The following is a 16,539-nucleotide window of genomic DNA, read 5'->3' as shown; positions in this document are numbered from 1 at the left end:
TAGAATTACAACCGTTGAACCTTGCACAAATGTTTCATAGAAGCACTTCAGCCGCCATATTGCCAAACCGATGTTATATGCTGTGGTTCTTTTATCCGTCACCGTTGCCATCCTTCAATTTTATAGTATTTTTCAATTAGTTTTCGTTCTTTCCCACCGTTGTCGGGAACAAACCAAACTTCAAATCTTGCTGCATAAGGTTTACCCCAATCTCCTTCATAAATAGTAAAATCACCTTCTGCACTATAACCTTTTCTTGCAGTCATCTCAAACTTTGCTGTCGTATCACTTGAATTAAAAACTTTTATTTTACTTCTTTCTTTAAGTCTGTCTGCTGATAAAGGGTCGTTGTGTGTAACTTCAAATGCTTTTAAATAGCAATAACCACTCTCAATTTTTTTCGTCCAAACAGCATATGAATAAAGTCCTGGTTGAAAGGAGTTGTAAATGTAAAAGTCAATGTCTGCAATGTTGGTTGGTTCAGTTTGGTCAAGTGGCTCGTTAATTTTTAGATTTGTCGGAATTTTTAAATTGTCAGCGTATGTATCCGGCATTGATTGGTCTTTCCAAAACAAGGCTATTGAATAAAAGAAAAATACAACCAATGAAACTCCAATAATTGTTGTGGTCAAGATTGCAAAACGCCAGCGTCTTTTTACTAACTGATATATTGTCGAAATGATTAGTCCTAAAAATCCAAGTACAAATAACAGAAAAGAGTAGTCTTGTAGTTTGTGGATATTTGTCAACTCACACAAAACCATAATTAAAACTGTCAGCCCAAACACAAGAACAGGTCGCCACCATTTGTCAAAGCAGTATGCTAATATTTTCGTCATTGTCCTTTCGTTGTTGTGTGTTGTCCTACCATAGCATATAACTTATATATATGCGTAATAAAACTACACAAATCCAACCAATTTTGGTTGGATTTGCGCAACTTAGGCCTAGATTTTCTCCAAAGCTCCCTCCAAATCTCTAATCAAATATTCAGGTTCTTCTAAGCCAACGTAAACCCGAATTAAAACGTGCCTTGGGTTATTAAGATCAAAATCAGCTTTGCTAACGCCAGCACAAGCAGGGATAATTAAACTTTCGTATCCACCCCAGGACACAGCCATCAAAATATGTTTTAAGCCATTGCAAAATGCTTCTATCTTTTCTAAACTCGAATTTTTAAGTACAATGCTAAAAAGACCACCGCAAGCTTTCATCTGCTTTTTAGCTAAATCTAATTGCTTGCTGTTCTTATTAAATGGATGAAGTAAGCTTTTCTTAACCTTAGGATGCTGTTCTAGGTATTCGATTACTTTGTTGGCGTTTGCTGTTATCTTTTCTAAACGGATAGGTAAAGTGCGCAAACTTCTAAGCAGCAACCAAGCATTTTGCGGTGCTACAGAGGCACCAATGTTCATGTATTCTTTCTCAAATATGCGCTTGAGCAGTTCTTTTTTCCCTGTAACTACGCCAGCTATCACATCGCTATGGCCTGCCAAGTATTTAGTTGCCGATTGTGCTACCAAATCAATTCCATACGCAATAGGCTGCTGGTAAAGTGGCGAACAATAGCTGTTATCAATCATCGTAATGATGTTTTTGGCTTTTGCTATGTTGGCTATGGCTTCTAAATCTTGTACATCGAAGCTAAAAGTATTAGGCGATTCGAGGTAAATTAATTTGGTTTTAGAGGTAATGGCATTTTCTATTGCATCAGTGTGGCTGCCGTCTACAAAAGTGGTGCGGATGCCAAACTTCGGTAACAAATCATTAAAGAGCTTGATCGTCCAACTGTAGGGATTTTCTACGCAGATCACTTCATCGCCTTGCTGCAATAAAGCCAAAACCGGGATAGTAACGGCCGCAATGCCACTTCCAAAAACTAAGGCGTCTTCAGCTCCATCAAGTGCAGCAAGTTTCTTTCTTAAAATATCAATGGTAGGGTTAAAACCACGAGAATATAAATTGCCTCGGTATTCGTCTGCCAAAGCATTGCGAAAATCCTCAACGGTGTCAAATTTAAAATTACTGGTTTGGATAATAGGCGGAGCAATGGCATTGAAGTAGTTTTCTCGGTCTTCGCCAAGCTCATTAAGTATATAGGAGATATCCACTTTGTTAAGTTAAAAGTATAAAGTCAAAAGTTAAAAGTTTGCGATGCGTTATACAGTTTTCTTTCTATTAAAAAATCTTTGGATGAAATAGATGGCTACGAAGCCAAGGAAAATATAAATACCATTTAAAGCAGCTTCCGAATCGTCGTTGTAAATACTAATGGCCACAAACAAATATGCTGCAATAAAAATGAGCGGCATCAGCGGATACAATTTCATAGTGTAGATGGTGCTTTTGTCTAAGTGCGCTGTTTTTTTACGCAGGTAAAAGATGGTTGCCGCAGAGAAAATCATACCTGCACCGTCCATAAAAATGGTATAGTTTAAAATCTTATCGAAGGTTTGCGCATAAAACAGGGTAATAATGGCGAGAATGGTAAATAACGTTAAACTCACTACCATTACATCATTTTTCTTTGTTTTTCGGGTAAATACTTTCGGTAGTGCACCCTCTTCTCCCATGGCGTACATGGCTCTTGGATTGCTTAGTAAATTCACATTTACATAGCCTAAAACCGATAAAAATATGAGAACCGACAGAATGGTAAAACCAGTAGGGCCAAATATCTGTCCTGCTAAAATTGCAGCGATACTCTGTGCAGATTTTAGCTGTTCGAAGCCAATTACTTTTACGTAGGCGTAATTAATAGCCATGTACAAAGTGATGATAATTCCAAGTCCGACTAAAATAGAACGAGGAATAACGGTTTTGGCATCTTTAGCTTCGCCACCAAAATTGATGGTTTGCTGGTAGCCACCAAAGCTAAATGAAACGGCAATTAAGCAAATGCCCAGTGCTTTTCCGTAATCGCTCCAGGTAGCAGGTAAACCGCTTGTTGTACTAAAAACAGAAGGTAGCTGTGGTGTTTGTCCGCCAAAAAATACAGCACAAATCAGCGTAATAACCATTGCTAGTTTAATAATGGTTAAGATGTTCTGAGTTCTGGAACTGGTTCTTAGCCCCATTAGGTTAATGGTATAGAAGATGATAATGCTTACTAAACCAATAAGTATACGATGGTCGTTAGTTTGCATTTCTACAGGGAAAAGTGCTTTATTTAAGTATTCGGCACCAATTAAAGAAACCCCAGCAACAGAAGCTGCATTGCTAACTACAATAATGCAATTGATGGCAAATGCGATAGAGGGGTGGTAGCAAACAGAGAAGATTTTGTAATAACCGCCAGTTACAGGGAAGCGAGAGCCAATTTCGGCATAAGTGAGGGCGCCACAGAGCGCTACAAAGCCGCCCACTATCCACGCTAAGAAAAACAATTCGGGGATTTGGGCTTTTGCCGCCACGTTTACAGGGGTACGGAAAATTCCCATGCCTATCACTAGGCTCACTACAATCATAGATAGATCGAACAGGGACAGTTGCTTTTTCTCTGGGTTCATTTGAGTTTTAGTTTGTTAGTGGTTTAGGTTGTGTTGGCCAGTTTTCTGGTTTTCGTCATCCTGAATTTATTTCAGGATCTGTTAAGCTGATGCTGAAACGAGTTCAGCATGACGGCATATCTCAGTCTAGCTGTTTAGAAGCCCAATTTAATAATAAAAAGCTGCTGAACAATTTCATCCTCAAAAAAATACAATGTAAGGTGCTAGATTTGTGTAAATGTGGAAATCTAGCCTGAAAAAGCGGCCGTAAATGATTAAATTTGTAATGTTGATTGGCATCTCAATCAAGAATCTACACACAACAGAGTTATGGCAGAACCAATTTATAACGAAGACAGTATTAAATCCTTAGATTGGCAAGAACATATTCGCCGTAGGCCGGGCATGTATATCGGTAAGCTGGGCGATGGTTCTGCACCCGATGATGGGGTTTATGTACTGCTGAAAGAAATTGTAGATAACTCTATTGATGAGTTTATGATGGGCGCTGGTAAAACTATTGACATTAGTTTAAGCGATCATCGGGTAATTGTGCGAGATTACGGTAGGGGCATCCCTTTGGGTAAAGTGATAGATTGCGTTTCTAAAATGAATACTGGTGGAAAGTACGATAGCAACGCCTTCCAAAAATCGGTAGGGATGAATGGGGTAGGTACCAAGGCTGTAAATGCGCTTTCTACCAATTTTGTAGTGCAAAGTTACCGTGATGGTAAAACTAAAAGAGTAGAGTTTAGTAAAGGATTGATTGTTACAGAACATCCAGAGATTGATACCACACAACGTAATGGTACTTCGATTACTTTCTATCCAGATGAAACTATTTTTAGGAATTACCGTTACATTCCTGATTTTGTAGAAAGCATGATTTGGAACTATGTGTTCTTAAATACGGGTTTAACCATCAATTTCAATAATCAAAAATATTTCTCGGAAAGAGGTTTGTACGACTTACTTTCGAAACAGAATAAGCCTGAGGAAATTAGATACCCAATTATCCACCTAAAAGGGCATGACATTGAAGTAGCCATGACCCACGGCCAGCAATACGGCGAAGATTACCACTCGTTTGTAAACGGGCAGTACACTACGCAGGGCGGTACACACCAAGCGGCATTTAGAGAGGCGGTAGTAAAAACTATTAGAGAGTTTTATAACAAAGATTATGATGCTTCAGATGTGAGGGCCTCTATTATTGCAGCCATTGCCATACGTGTGCAAGAGCCGGTTTTTGAGTCGCAAACCAAAACCAAATTGGGTTCAGAACGTATTGCGCCAGAGGGGCAAACGGTACGTACCTTTGTTAACGATTTCTTGAAAAAAGAGTTAGACGATTATTTGCACAAGCACAAAGAAGTAGCTGATGCGATTGAGGCCAGAATTAAACAATCGGAGCGTGAGCGCAAAGATATTGCTGGTATTAAAAAACTAGCGAACGATAGGGCCAAGAAAGCATCCTTGCATAATAAAAAACTACGCGATTGTAAGGTGCATTTTAACACTAACCATGAGCGTAGGCACGAAACTACCTTGTTTATTACCGAGGGAGATTCTGCATCGGGATCTATCACAAAATCGAGAGATGTAGAAACGCAAGCGGTATTTTCTTTAAAAGGTAAGCCTTTAAACTGTTACGAGCTAACCAAAAAAGTGGTGTACGAAAACGAAGAGTTTAACCTTTTGCAACATGCCTTAAATATTGAGGATGGGTTAGAAGGCCTGCATTACAACAATATTGTAATTGCAACCGATGCCGACGTAGATGGCATGCACATTCGTTTATTGATGATGACTTTCTTTCTGCAATTTTTCCCAGATTTGGTAAAGGCAGGCCATGTTTACATTTTACAAACGCCACTTTTTAGGGTTAGAAATAAGAAGGAAACTATTTACTGCTATAGCGATGAAGAACGTAAAAATGCCATTTCTAAATTAGGTGGAAAGCCAGAAATTACAAGGTTTAAAGGTTTGGGAGAAATTTCTCCAGATGAGTTTGGTTTGTTTATTGGAAAAGATATTCGCTTAGATCCAGTAATTTTAAAGGAGCAAACCATTAAGAGCTTGTTGGAATACTACATGGGTAAAAATACACCAGATAGGCAACAACATATCATCAGAAACCTGCGTATAGAAAAAGATGAGGTTGATAGACAAGAAAAAGAAATAGAAGAATTGGAAATAGCCTAAAAAGCAATGCCTTTTTAGGTTTTTGTTGGTAATGCCTTTTTATCCATAGGTTTAATTATATTTGTAAACATTTTTAACCTATCTTAAAGCAGATTTTAAGGCTTTAATGTTTTTTGTATTAACGCATGACAATCAACACCAAAAAGAGTTCTTCTCGTTATGGACTTATCGTAATCTTAATTTTAGCTCTTTTTATATCAGCTATCTTCTTTTATATCAGAAATGATAAAATTAATGTACTTTCTAACAGCGTAACCGAGCTTAATAATATAGAAAGTGATTATTCTAGTTTAGATACCTGCATCTTAGCACTATATAAGGCGGATAATAATTGCCGTTTATTTGAAGCTACAGCAAATGTAGCCTATATGAAACAGTTCTCTAAAGAAATTATTAAGGTTTCTTCCATATTAGATAGTTTAAAAATTAAGGAAAACACAAAAAACTATTCAAATAATATTAAAGGTCTGGTAGACCAGAAAAAAATTAAGACAAAACTTTATTTAGCTTTAAAGCAACTAACAGATAGTTTAATGTTTACTACTGCTGGTATTGATACGGTTAAAGAGCGTACTTGGACCAAGGGAATGGAAGTTACCCAAGGTAGGTTTAAGACGATGATTACCATTGATACCATTAAACCTAAGCAAGAAATTAAAGAAAAAGGGCTGATAGGTAGGCTGGCCGATGCCTTTTCGAGGCAAAAACGGCAGGTGGATACCAATGCTGTTTTGGTAAAAAAGGAAATTACTTTAGATACTTCTCTCTCTAGCCGAAATTACAACAAAATGCAAATGAGGAACATCAACAATTATTTCCGCAATTTGTATAATGCCAATAAAATCCTTAGAAAAAAATGAAATAGAAATATTGCGCATCAATGCTCGTATCATTAACGAAATTGTTTTTTTGCTACAGAGTTTCAAAAATAAAGAGCTAGATTTTGTTGCTGAAACCAAAAAGAACATCCATTTTGATATGGACGATACCTTTAAAAGCATCAATAAAATTTATGTGATAATTTTTGTGCTTTTGTCTATGTTAGTTACTATCATTTTGCTCAACTTATGGCGAATTTATAGAAACGAACACGAACTAATTGACTACGGCCAACGCGTATCGCAATATGCGCAATCTAAAAGCAGGTTTTTGGCAAATATGAGCCACGAGATTAGAACACCATTAAATTCTGTAATTGGTTTTTCTGAACAGCTTAGTCAAGACAATTTATCTGAACAGCAAAAAGAGCAAGTAGATGCCATTAAAACTTCTTCAGAATTGTTGCTTGATCTTGTAAATGATATTCTTGATTTCTCGAAGTACGAAGTTGGCAAAATTAATTTTGATAAAGTATCTTTTGCTCCGGCAGATGCCATTAACGAAGTGTTTAACAGTATAGCCATACAAGCTTCTAAAAAGGGCTTGTTGCTAGAAAAACAGATAAGCTTTGATAGTAAAACGATGCTACAAGGCGATTCTGTTACGATTAAAACAAGTAGTGATGAATTTGTTAAGCAATGCCATTAAATTTACCAATAATGGATCGGTTACGCTAAAAGCCGAAATAATTGCTAGTTCTAAGAAAAAAGCGATATTAAAAGTACAGGTAATTGATACGGGTATTGGTATTGAGGAGAAAGATGCGGGAGTTATTTTTGATGAGTTTTCGCAGGTAAACTACTCTACCACTAGAAATACCCAAAAGGGTACGGGTTTAGGTTTGGCCATCTGTAAAAAAATTGTAGAGTTGCAGGGAGGTAAAATTAGTTTGAGCAGTAAAATTAACAAAGGTTCTAACTTTACTTTTGAGATACCTTATGAGTTTTGTTACGATAGTGCCAGTAAACGAAAAAGCTTGGTTATAGCCGATATATCTCATTTAGCCGGTAAACGAATTTTATTAGTTGATGATAACAAGATGAATGTGTTATTGGCGCAAACCGTGGCGAAAAAATATAATATCATTACCGATACAGCTTATGATGGTGCGGAAGCTTTCCAGTTGTTTCAGCAAAACCATTACGACCTAATCTTAACAGATGTGCAAATGCCTGTAATGGGTGGTGTAGAGCTTACCCGTTTAATTAGGAGCGAAAAAGATAATAGCAAATCAAACGTGCCAATTTTGGGTGTTACCGCCAATGTGATGGAAGAGGATAGGGATAAGTATTTGGCATCTGGTATGAATGCGCTGGTGTTAAAGCCTTACTCAGAAAAAGAATTGATAGATAAAATAGCGGATTATATAACGCTATAGATAAGTGCATTGCACAAAAATAGATTGTCTGAACAGTAAAATAACGGCGTCATTTCGACGATCAAAGGAGGAGAACCAAAGGGCTACGAAGTAAATTGAAAATCAACGAAGCTAAATCTCTTTTAGAAATGCTACTTCTAAAAAGAGATCTCTCTCTAGCGTTCGAGATGACGAGCGAATTTGAGACAGCCTCTTTTTTATTCTTTCTCTGGTGCTATGGTATCTTCGGGGTGTTGCGGTGGTAACTTTTTAACCTCTTTCTCTACTATAATGGTTTTTAAGTGTACGGCATATTTAGATGGTGTAATCCCCGTATCAAACTTTTCTGCATAAGCTTGGGTAAACTCTGCACCAAAGTATAAAATGATAGAAGTATAGTAAATCCACACCAAAATTACAATGATAGAACTGGCAGCTCCAAAAGCTGATCCTGGGTTTCCTTTTTCGATATAGATACCGATAACGTACTTGCCCAAACTAAATAGGAGTGCGGTAAACAATGCACCAACCAAAGCTGGTTTCCATTTTAAATTTACATCTGGCAATACCTTAAAAATGATAGCGAAAATGGTAGTAACTACCGCTAAAGTTAAAGCATTGGTTACAATAAGCATTAGCCATTCAGACACCTCTTCTATACCGATTTTTGAGGCATAAACATCTAGTTTGCCGCCAATACCCACCACTACACTATTAATTACTAACGAAACTAACAGTAGAAAACCTAAGGATGCTATCAGTGAAAAAGAAAGCAGACGGTTGGTAATCAATTTTTTCCAACCTTTTTTAGGCACGGCTTTAACTTTCCATATCAGGTTAATGCTATCTTGTATTTCTATAAAAATGGCGGTAGAACCGATAATTAATGTGCCTATGCCAATAATTAAACCCATGGTACTTTTGCCAGAAAGGTTGGCATTGTTTACAAATGTTCTGAGTTGGTTGGCTGCATTTGCTCCAATCATTTCGCTTATTTCACCAAAGAGCTTGGTGTTTGGATCCATGTTATCGCCCAAAAAAAGCGAAGCTGATGAAATGATAATGATAATGAGCGGCGTAAGCGAAAAAATGGTGTAATAAGCTAAGGCGGCACTGAGTTTCATTACTCGGTCTTCCATAAAACCTTTGCCTGCCGCTATAAAAAGGTGGTAGGTATGTACTAAAAATGATTTTATTTGTTGAGGTGTTTTTTTCATGTGTAAAATTGTAAGGTTAAATGTGTTAAGGTTAGAGCGTTGGAGCGTTAGCGCCCGGTACGTTTACTCATTCAACCATTCTTTTCTTCAATCATTCAAAAATTTTTAAAACGGATAACCGATTCCAATATTAAGCACTAAGTTATCTCTTCTCCAAGTTTTGCTGCCAAAATCTATATCGTTAACTACCCAACGTTGGCCACTAGGTAAAAAAGGCTTACGTATGGGGAAAGCGCCATCAAGGCGGATGACAAAAATAGTAGCATCTACCCTTAACCCTACACCGGTGCCCACAGCCAGTTCATCTAAAGCATTTTTTAACTTAAACTCAGAACCAATTCTATCTGGATCTTCTTTGCGCAACCAAACGTTGCCCGCATCTACAAAGGCTGCGCCATGTAAAATACTTACGAGTTTAAATCTCAGTTCCGAATTAAGCATCATTTTAATATCGCCACCTTGGTCGGCAAAAACCACATCATCAGCCACTTTAAACGTGCCTGGCCCTAAAGATCTTGCCCTAAATGCCCTAATGTCATTCGTTCCACCTGCAAAAAACTGACGGACAAAAGGTAAGGAGTTGCTACCGCCGTAGGCATAGCCATAACCTAAATTTAAGCGATTGGCCCAAATTACTGTTGGGGTTACTTTGTAGTAATTTCTTAAATCGGTTTCTACCCTTACAAACTGGGTTAAAGCTGTGCCAAATAGTTCTCGTTTACCTTCAGCGTTTTTTGGTGTAAATAAGCCCCAAACGTTACCACTGGTTTCTAATCCTCCAAAAAAATACAAATTATGCCTGCGCTTGTCTTGCATTTGGTTGGTAAAAGTAAAGTTGTAGTTACTGCCAATAATAAATTGATTTTCTAAGGTGTATTGTAAACCTGGGTTTTGCTTGATTAGGTCTTTGTAGCCAAGTGATGTAGTGTCTCTGTTAGAAGTAACCAAATTTACCGAAGCAGGGTTAAAGTTGTGTTCCTTAAACTGATTTTCTTTCCAGTTGTAACCATACTGTGCTTTAAATGAATTTAATTTATAAACGGTATCTCTGCTCAACAATTGATAACCTAACGAAACGATGGTTTTTGGCGTAAATGCATTGGTGCTTTTTGGTTTGTAAAATGGTACAATAAATCTGGGTAAGGTTAATTTCGCTTCGCCAGTTAACGAATAAGAATTAATTCCTTTTGATTGCCCGCTATATTGTGTTTCGAAACCTCCACTGGCACTTACATCCAGTTGCTCTGCACCTCTGAATATATTTCTGGTGGTTTGTGTAATCTTTAGCTCTGATCCAATAAAATTGTTTGATTTATTGGTGCCCAATACCGAGAAAGTAAGTGAGTTTTTCTTTAGCGGTGTAAGATAAATATTGAGGTCTAGTTGATTGTTTTTGAAACTATCTATCGGTAAAAATTCTGCCCTAACATCTCTAAAAGCACCTAAGTTAACCATTCGGTTTAACGATTGGTTATGGTCTTTTCTATTGTAACGCTCTCCTTTTTTAAAGAAAACTAATCTGTCGAAAACTCTTGATCTGTAGGTGTTTCTGTCATCGTAAATGTTAAAATCGTTGTATTTTATAGGTTCTAGTTTTCTTAATAAGCTATCTCTGCGCAAGCTATAGCTGGGGTAAATGTTAATGTTTTTGATGGTGTAAGGCTTTAAAGAGGCATCGGGTGTGGTGTTTTTAATACGAACATTTACGTTTACTAGATTTTTACCTATGGTACTATCTACCTGTAAAATCAAATGCTCGGGACTGAAATAGAAATAACCACTTTCCTTCAAATCATTATCTATTCTTATCCGCTCGTTTTTATAGGTATCTAAATCATAAAAATCTCCAGATTTTAGTAATGTCTTATCCTTGTTTTGGTTAATCACATGTGTTAAATCGCCAGTATCTGGTGGAAAAGTTATTTGGTTTATTTTATATCTAATGCCAGTGTTGGCGGTATAAATTGCCTTTCCGCGGCGTCTTTTAATCACGGTATCGGCCGTAACCTCAGCCTGTAAATATCCCTGGCTAATCAAATAACTTTTAAGTACATCATTGTTGTATTTGAGTTTTACCTCGCTCATTAATACTGGCGGTTCTCCAACTTTGTTGCGTAGCCAATTCCTAATTCCCTTTGGTTTTTTAGGTTCGCCAGCTAAGTTATAAATGAATAATGCAGGTTTTAAGCCTAAAAAAGATTTATTTGGGCGAGGTCTTGTTTTGCCTTCTAACTCCGACTTTACCTGCTTGGCATTGTCAATTTTAGAAGAAGAATCTGGATTGATTTTTACCTCGGCACCTTTATAAAGGTTTTGCCCTGGTTTTAAGTATCGGGTGTTGCTGCAATTGGCAAAAACTGAACATGCCAATATGAAAGCGCCAATTTTAATTAGTTTTCTCATTTTTTGGTCTTTGTTCAACATTGTTTCTTTTTCTACGTTTTTGGAATATTTCTTTAAATCTATTATAGTCAACAACTAAGCTAAAACCTAGCCCTGTTTCGATAATTTGTCCTTCTACCACACTTTCTGTTTGGTTACGTCTGTAAGCCCGTAATCTGTAACGCCCATCTCTAGAAAGCGCATATTCTACGTTTACATTATCGGCTATGTTGGTTGCATTTTGGTTAGCCTGCTGTGGGCCTTCTAAAGCAAACGAGCTGCCAACAGTTACAGTTAACCTATCGTTTAGTAATTTTTTTGAAATGCCCAGTTCTAAATCTGTTTTTTGTTCTAAACTACCTGTAGAATAATCTTCTGATGAGTTTACACCAAAGTTTAAGTCTACGCCCTGTACTAAATCAGATGCCAAATTATTTAACTGCTCGGTTAGTAATTTACTTACGCTAGAGCGGGCAAGGGTAGAAACGCCACCACCACCACCAGCTAAGCTTTGGAACGGATTGTTGGCGATAAACCTATTTAATGCCAATAAGGCAAACACTTGTTTGTTCAGTTCGTTTTCGTCTCTATTTACGATTTGAAGTTTGGTGTAAGCCTGGCTGCCAACTGCAGTTCCTCTCTCGTTTTCTGGTAAATCAATTTTAAACGAAATAATAGGTTTTAACAACTCGCCTTTCATGTACAAATACACTTGGAAAGGAAGTTTAGTTTTTGCTGTAGTTAATGATGGGTCATTTAGCAAATCTATTGGTGCCGCGTTAACTTCATAAAGTGCCGTTAGGTTTACATTAGCTTCGGTTGGTTCTCCGGTCCATGTTAGGGTACTTCCTTTAACTAATTTAAAAGGCTTTTTACCTAACGGACCTACAGACAAGTTGTAAGAACCATCTACCACTTCGTAGCGCCCGGTCATGCTAATTTTTCCACTCGGGTCCATCGTAGCGTTCAAATCTGCATCGCCTTTAATGGTTAGCATATCGCCGTTGGCTGGGTCTACCACCACGTTTAACTCCGCTTCTGGATTAACGTTGATATCGGCCACTAAATTAATCCCTTTAATTGGCGATTTACTCACGCTATCTGCTTTCAAATCTTTTTGCCCGTTAAACGGTGGGGCATCGGCGTCTATAAACTGTACAATGCCTTCTTGGTCAATAACCGATGGATCATCTACTGGCATAGCGTAGTAGAATTTAGTTCCTTTTTCTACGGTAACATTCATGTTTACATCGGGCTGGTTTAAATCGCCTCGTACACGAATATTACTGCTCAAATAAACCGTTCCGTAAATCATGTCATTGTCTGCGGCGGTAGAGTTCATTACCCTAAAATTGTTGGTTCTAATATCTAAACCAAAGCCTACATTACTGAAATTGTTGGTGTTAATGGTACCGTTTACTGTAGCTTTTTTACCTAGAGAATCTACCAATGTGAAATTATTGAAACGAACGCCCTGGTTGTTAAAAGCAATTTCTTGGGTTGGCATGGTAAAATAAGAGTTGATATAGGCAATTCGCATTCCGGCGTCGTTAAATTTCAAATCACCTAAAATTTCGGGTTTTGTTAACTCGCCTTTTACGGTAAAAGCACCCGAAATTGTTCCTTTGCCCTCCTTAATTTGCCCAGCACTTACACTTTCGATTTGCGTTAAGTCAATTTTTTCGATATTTACGTTCAGATCCAAATTACTTTGAGGCGAAGTATAATACAAACCTTTTGCCGACAATTCGTGCACACCTCTTAAATTAACATCAACCTCAAAAGCATTCTCTGTATTGTTGTTCACTAATGCCTTTAAGTCGCCTAATTCGTCTTTTTGGTAACGTAACTTGTTGATAGCTAGATTGGCTTCAAATTTTGGGTTCGAAGCCAAATCTTTTACGTCTACTGTTCCGTTAATTGCACCACCAACTAAAGTGGTATCGGTTTCTGCAAACTTCATTAAGGTTTCTATCTGGAAATCTTTAAACGCTACTTTTAAGGGCGAGTTAGGTTCTTCAGAAGTACTATTGATGCTCAATAATTGAGAACCTTGGCTGATGTTGAATTGATGTGCTAAAATTCCAGAATTACCAAATTGAATATAATTTTCTGGTGCTACCGTCCATTTTTCATAATCTAATAAAAGCTTTTCTGGATCTAAATTGAAACGGAAATCTTTATTTATCGATTGGAAAATACCAGCAATTACGTATTTGTCCTTACGTTGCCTGTCACGTAAGAAAACATTCAAGTCTAATTTGTTATCAGCCGCCGAACCAGAAATTTCAGTATTAAATAAGGCTATTGAAGTATTTTGGATACCATTGATAAACAACTTATAATCTAGTTTTTTGGCTTCGTTCCCTACGTTTAGTTTAATGCTGTCTAAGTTAATGCCGTTGTAAGTTATTTTCGGAAAAACGGCATTCATCAATAAACTGTCTTTCTCTGTATCAATTAAGCCATTAATTCTTGATGGTGCAAACGACGTTAACGCAGGCACAAAATCTTGCAAAAACTTAGGGTTGTAAATGTTTGCCGTAAAACGGATGCGCTGCGGTGGTACTTTGGTTACCTCGCCAAACTCATAATATTTATTGATCTGATTGATGATGGCATTTCCCACTTTACTTAGTTGGTACTTGCCATCAACAGTGGCACTAATTAATTCCGATTTTAACACCAATTTGTTTGCTGTAGCAGTAGAAACGGCATTCAATTGGATGGTATCGACATTGAATTTCTTGCCTTCTTTTACGAGTTGCAAACCTGTGGCAAAAACATCACCATTTAGGTAATCAACATCTGCAGTTTTAATATTAGCCTTAATGTTTCCAGCAAGTTTAAATTCTGTAGTGCTAAAATTTAGTTTCTGCAAGTCAACTTGTTTAAGCGCCAAATTTGCTTTTACCGCTGGATATTTTCCTGCTAAATCTGCGCTAGCTGTTAAATCAAAATTAGCGTTACTATCTGGCATGTTACCTTTAATAGCCACTTTTTGGTTGGCATAATTGCCAGATAATTTCAAATTGCGATAATTGTATTTATTGTAGTAAGCACTTAACACCGTTGCATTAAATTTTGCATTTATTTTTTTAGCATCTAGGCCAATACCAGCCACATCTGCTTTTGCCGAAATTCTCCCTAAAGTAGGTTGTTGTTTCAGTAATCTTCCAACATTAAAGTTGTTCAGACTAATGTTCGCTTTGTACTTTTCTCTGCCTTTTGGTCCGTTCATTTTAGCCGCTAAAACAGCACCACCCATATCTGTTCTTACATTCAAATTGGTAGTAAAATCAGTCATCGATCCCGTAAATTTACCATTTGCATCAATCACATCTGGTAATTCTATACTTGCAGGTATGGTGTTTTTAGGTGCAACAGCCAAAATATCGCCTTTGGTAAGGTAAACTTTCTTGATGTTTAGATCTAAGAATGTCTTGTTTACATCGGTCAAATTATTTACTTTACCGTTGACGTCTATTTGCGTGTTTTTAAGTCCGCTAATTTGAAGTTTAGAAATGTTTAACCTATTTAAGTAACCATCTACTTTAGCATCTATTTTAATTTTTTGATTAGTGTATTGTTTAGGCAATGCATCGCTAAAAAAGGTGGCATCTTTTAAGCCAATGGTAGTGTTTTTTAAATTAATGGCCAATTTTACACGCTCTGGGTTTTTGGTTAAATCATCCAACGAAGTGAAAGTTAAATCAGTTTCGTTTTCGATGCTGGTGTGAGGTGTTTTCAGTACAAGATCCTTCAGTTTAATCTGCTTATCGTTGTAAATGGCATCGCCTCGCAAAGTATTTAATACAAATCCGCTTTTATCACTCATCGAACCGTTTTTAACTTTAGCAGTAATACCTTTGCTGCTATAGTTTACATCTTCGGCACCCAAGTTTAATCCATTAATGTTTAAATGGTTAAAATCAATACCGCTTTTAAGTGGCTTTGCTCCAAGGTTATCAAACTGTAGTTGGTTGTTGACAAGGTCAATATTTTTGATAGCTAGCGCCAACGAAGACTGCTCTACAACAACCGTATCCTTCACTTTATCCAAATCATTACTTGGCGCTGGTTTAAATGCAAACTTGATGAAAGAATTAGCTAGTTCCGCATTGTCTGTAGTGTACTTTCCGTTGGTTAAATCAACTATTAAATTATTGAAGTGTAACTTGTCTACATCGGCAATCGCATTAGTGGTCGTCAATTGGTCATCGTAATTAACTTTTACTTTGTTAAACTCAAATTGCTGTACTTCTATAGTTGGCAGTTTTCCTGTTTCTTTCTGCACACTATCAACACTATTCGTAAGGTGTTGCACCAATTGAGTTAAAGGTTTTTGTTGTAAATAAACCAACGAGGTATTATCGATGATAAAATCTTTAATTACATATTTTTGGTTCACTAAATCAAAATCTTTAATGTTCGTTTCTAGTTTTCCCAAATAAAACTTTACGTTATTTCCTGCCACATCATCCCGATAGGTAAGGCCAATATCTTCAAAACGAACTTTATCTACCGAGAATTTTAAGGTTGATGTGGTGTCTTTGGCAACTTCTTCCTCAGGTTTTTTTTGGTCGCTAGCAAAAGAATCTACCAAGAAAGAAAAGTTAAATGTGGTATCTGGGTTAATGCGCTTAACATTAGCTCGTATACCTTTTAAATCAATATAATTAATTTCAACGGTGTTTTTAAGGAGCTTAAACAAACTGATGTCTACCTGTAGTTTTTCGGCATATAATAATGTGTCTTTGTTTAAGTCTTCGATATAGAATTTATTTAGTACTACATCTTTAGGTAAAGCGATTTTAATGCTTTCTAAACTTACCTCGGTTTTGGTTTTGTTTTTCAGGTAGCTGATGGCTTTGTCTTTTACAAAGTTTTGTACGGCAGGAATATTTAGAGATAATGCCACAAGTACCACTAGTAAAATGATACTTGCAATAATCCATAAGATGATTTTAAAACCTTTTTTAAAATATTTGTTCAAGTGAGATTAATTTTT

The 16,539-nt window shown here is 36.9% G+C and carries 10 protein-coding genes; 4 read left to right on the top strand and 6 right to left on the bottom strand.

What is annotated here, in order from left to right:
* Nucleotides 1-98 precede the first annotated feature (98 nt).
* The 3 genes from OVA16_RS00820 to OVA16_RS00810 all read right to left on the bottom strand — a co-directional run bounded on the left by OVA16_RS00820 (nucleotide 99) and on the right by OVA16_RS00810 (nucleotide 3,509).
* Nucleotides 99-839, bottom strand: a complete 741-nt coding sequence (locus tag OVA16_RS00820; protein WP_267763047.1) for a hypothetical protein — start codon at nucleotides 837-839, stop codon at nucleotides 99-101.
* 108 nt (nucleotides 840-947) lie between these two features.
* A complete protein-coding gene (locus OVA16_RS00815; protein WP_267763046.1) occupies nucleotides 948-2,111 on the bottom strand; it encodes a trans-sulfuration enzyme family protein in 1,164 nt (387 codons plus the stop codon).
* A 48-nt stretch (nucleotides 2,112-2,159) separates the two neighbouring features.
* The gene (locus tag OVA16_RS00810; protein WP_267763045.1) at nucleotides 2,160-3,509 is read right to left on the bottom strand and encodes an APC family permease; all 1,350 of its coding nucleotides are present in this window, start codon (nucleotides 3,507-3,509) and stop codon (nucleotides 2,160-2,162) included.
* Nucleotides 3,510-3,818: 309 nt separating this feature from the next.
* Here OVA16_RS00810 and OVA16_RS00805 point away from each other — a divergent pair, with 309 nt between their 5' ends.
* From OVA16_RS00805 to OVA16_RS00790, 4 genes are all read left to right on the top strand, one after another.
* The gene (locus OVA16_RS00805; protein ID WP_267763044.1) at nucleotides 3,819-5,693 is read left to right on the top strand and encodes a DNA topoisomerase IV subunit B; all 1,875 of its coding nucleotides are present in this window, start codon (nucleotides 3,819-3,821) and stop codon (nucleotides 5,691-5,693) included.
* A gap of 125 nt (nucleotides 5,694-5,818) precedes the next feature.
* Nucleotides 5,819-6,553: a hypothetical protein gene (locus OVA16_RS00800; RefSeq protein WP_267763043.1), complete on the top strand. Its 735-nt coding sequence runs from the start codon at nucleotides 5,819-5,821 to the stop codon at nucleotides 6,551-6,553.
* Nucleotides 6,525-7,220, top strand: coding sequence for a sensor histidine kinase (locus OVA16_RS00795; RefSeq protein ID WP_267763042.1), 696 nt, complete (start codon nucleotides 6,525-6,527; stop codon nucleotides 7,218-7,220). The genes OVA16_RS00800 and OVA16_RS00795 overlap by 29 nt, the downstream gene beginning before the upstream one ends.
* A complete protein-coding gene (locus OVA16_RS00790) occupies nucleotides 7,195-7,950 on the top strand; it encodes a response regulator (RefSeq protein ID WP_267763041.1) in 756 nt (251 codons plus the stop codon). The genes OVA16_RS00795 and OVA16_RS00790 overlap by 26 nt, the downstream gene beginning before the upstream one ends.
* 197 nt (nucleotides 7,951-8,147) lie before the next feature.
* Here OVA16_RS00790 and OVA16_RS00785 read toward each other — a convergent pair whose 3' ends face one another.
* From OVA16_RS00785 to OVA16_RS00775, 3 genes are all read right to left on the bottom strand, one after another.
* On the bottom strand, nucleotides 8,148-9,146 hold the full coding sequence (locus OVA16_RS00785) for a YihY/virulence factor BrkB family protein (protein WP_267763040.1): 999 nt from the start codon (nucleotides 9,144-9,146) through the stop codon (nucleotides 8,148-8,150).
* Nucleotides 9,147-9,251: 105 nt separating this feature from the next.
* Nucleotides 9,252-11,549, bottom strand: a complete 2,298-nt coding sequence (locus tag OVA16_RS00780) for a BamA/TamA family outer membrane protein (RefSeq protein WP_267763039.1) — start codon at nucleotides 11,547-11,549, stop codon at nucleotides 9,252-9,254.
* The gene (locus tag OVA16_RS00775) at nucleotides 11,533-16,524 is read right to left on the bottom strand and encodes a translocation/assembly module TamB domain-containing protein (protein ID WP_267763038.1); all 4,992 of its coding nucleotides are present in this window, start codon (nucleotides 16,522-16,524) and stop codon (nucleotides 11,533-11,535) included. The genes OVA16_RS00780 and OVA16_RS00775 overlap by 17 nt, the downstream gene beginning before the upstream one ends.
* Between the last annotated feature and the right edge of the window lie 15 nt (nucleotides 16,525-16,539).

Source organism: Pedobacter sp. SL55, from assembly GCF_026625705.1.
Taxonomy (GTDB): Bacteria; Bacteroidota; Bacteroidia; order Sphingobacteriales; family Sphingobacteriaceae; genus Pedobacter.
This window is presented reverse-complemented; position numbering and strand designations above follow the sequence as displayed.

What these genes read in the sequence shown, in the direction of transcription:
- OVA16_RS00805 (WP_267763044.1), top strand. Translation starts at nt 3,819, where the DNA reads ATGGCAGAACCAATTTATAACGAAGACAGTATTAAATCCTTAGATTGG.
- OVA16_RS00785 (WP_267763040.1), bottom strand. Translation starts at nt 9,146, where the DNA reads ATGAAAAAAACACCTCAACAAATAAAATCATTTTTAGTACATACCTAC.
- OVA16_RS00810 (WP_267763045.1), bottom strand. Translation starts at nt 3,509, where the DNA reads ATGAACCCAGAGAAAAAGCAACTGTCCCTGTTCGATCTATCTATGATT.
- OVA16_RS00820 (WP_267763047.1), bottom strand. Translation starts at nt 839, where the DNA reads ATGACGAAAATATTAGCATACTGCTTTGACAAATGGTGGCGACCTGTT.
- OVA16_RS00780 (WP_267763039.1), bottom strand. Translation starts at nt 11,549, where the DNA reads ATGAGAAAACTAATTAAAATTGGCGCTTTCATATTGGCATGTTCAGTT.
- OVA16_RS00800 (WP_267763043.1), top strand. Translation starts at nt 5,819, where the DNA reads ATGACAATCAACACCAAAAAGAGTTCTTCTCGTTATGGACTTATCGTA.
- OVA16_RS00795 (WP_267763042.1), top strand. Translation starts at nt 6,525, where the DNA reads ATGCCAATAAAATCCTTAGAAAAAAATGAAATAGAAATATTGCGCATC.
- OVA16_RS00790 (WP_267763041.1), top strand. Translation starts at nt 7,195, where the DNA reads ATGAATTTGTTAAGCAATGCCATTAAATTTACCAATAATGGATCGGTT.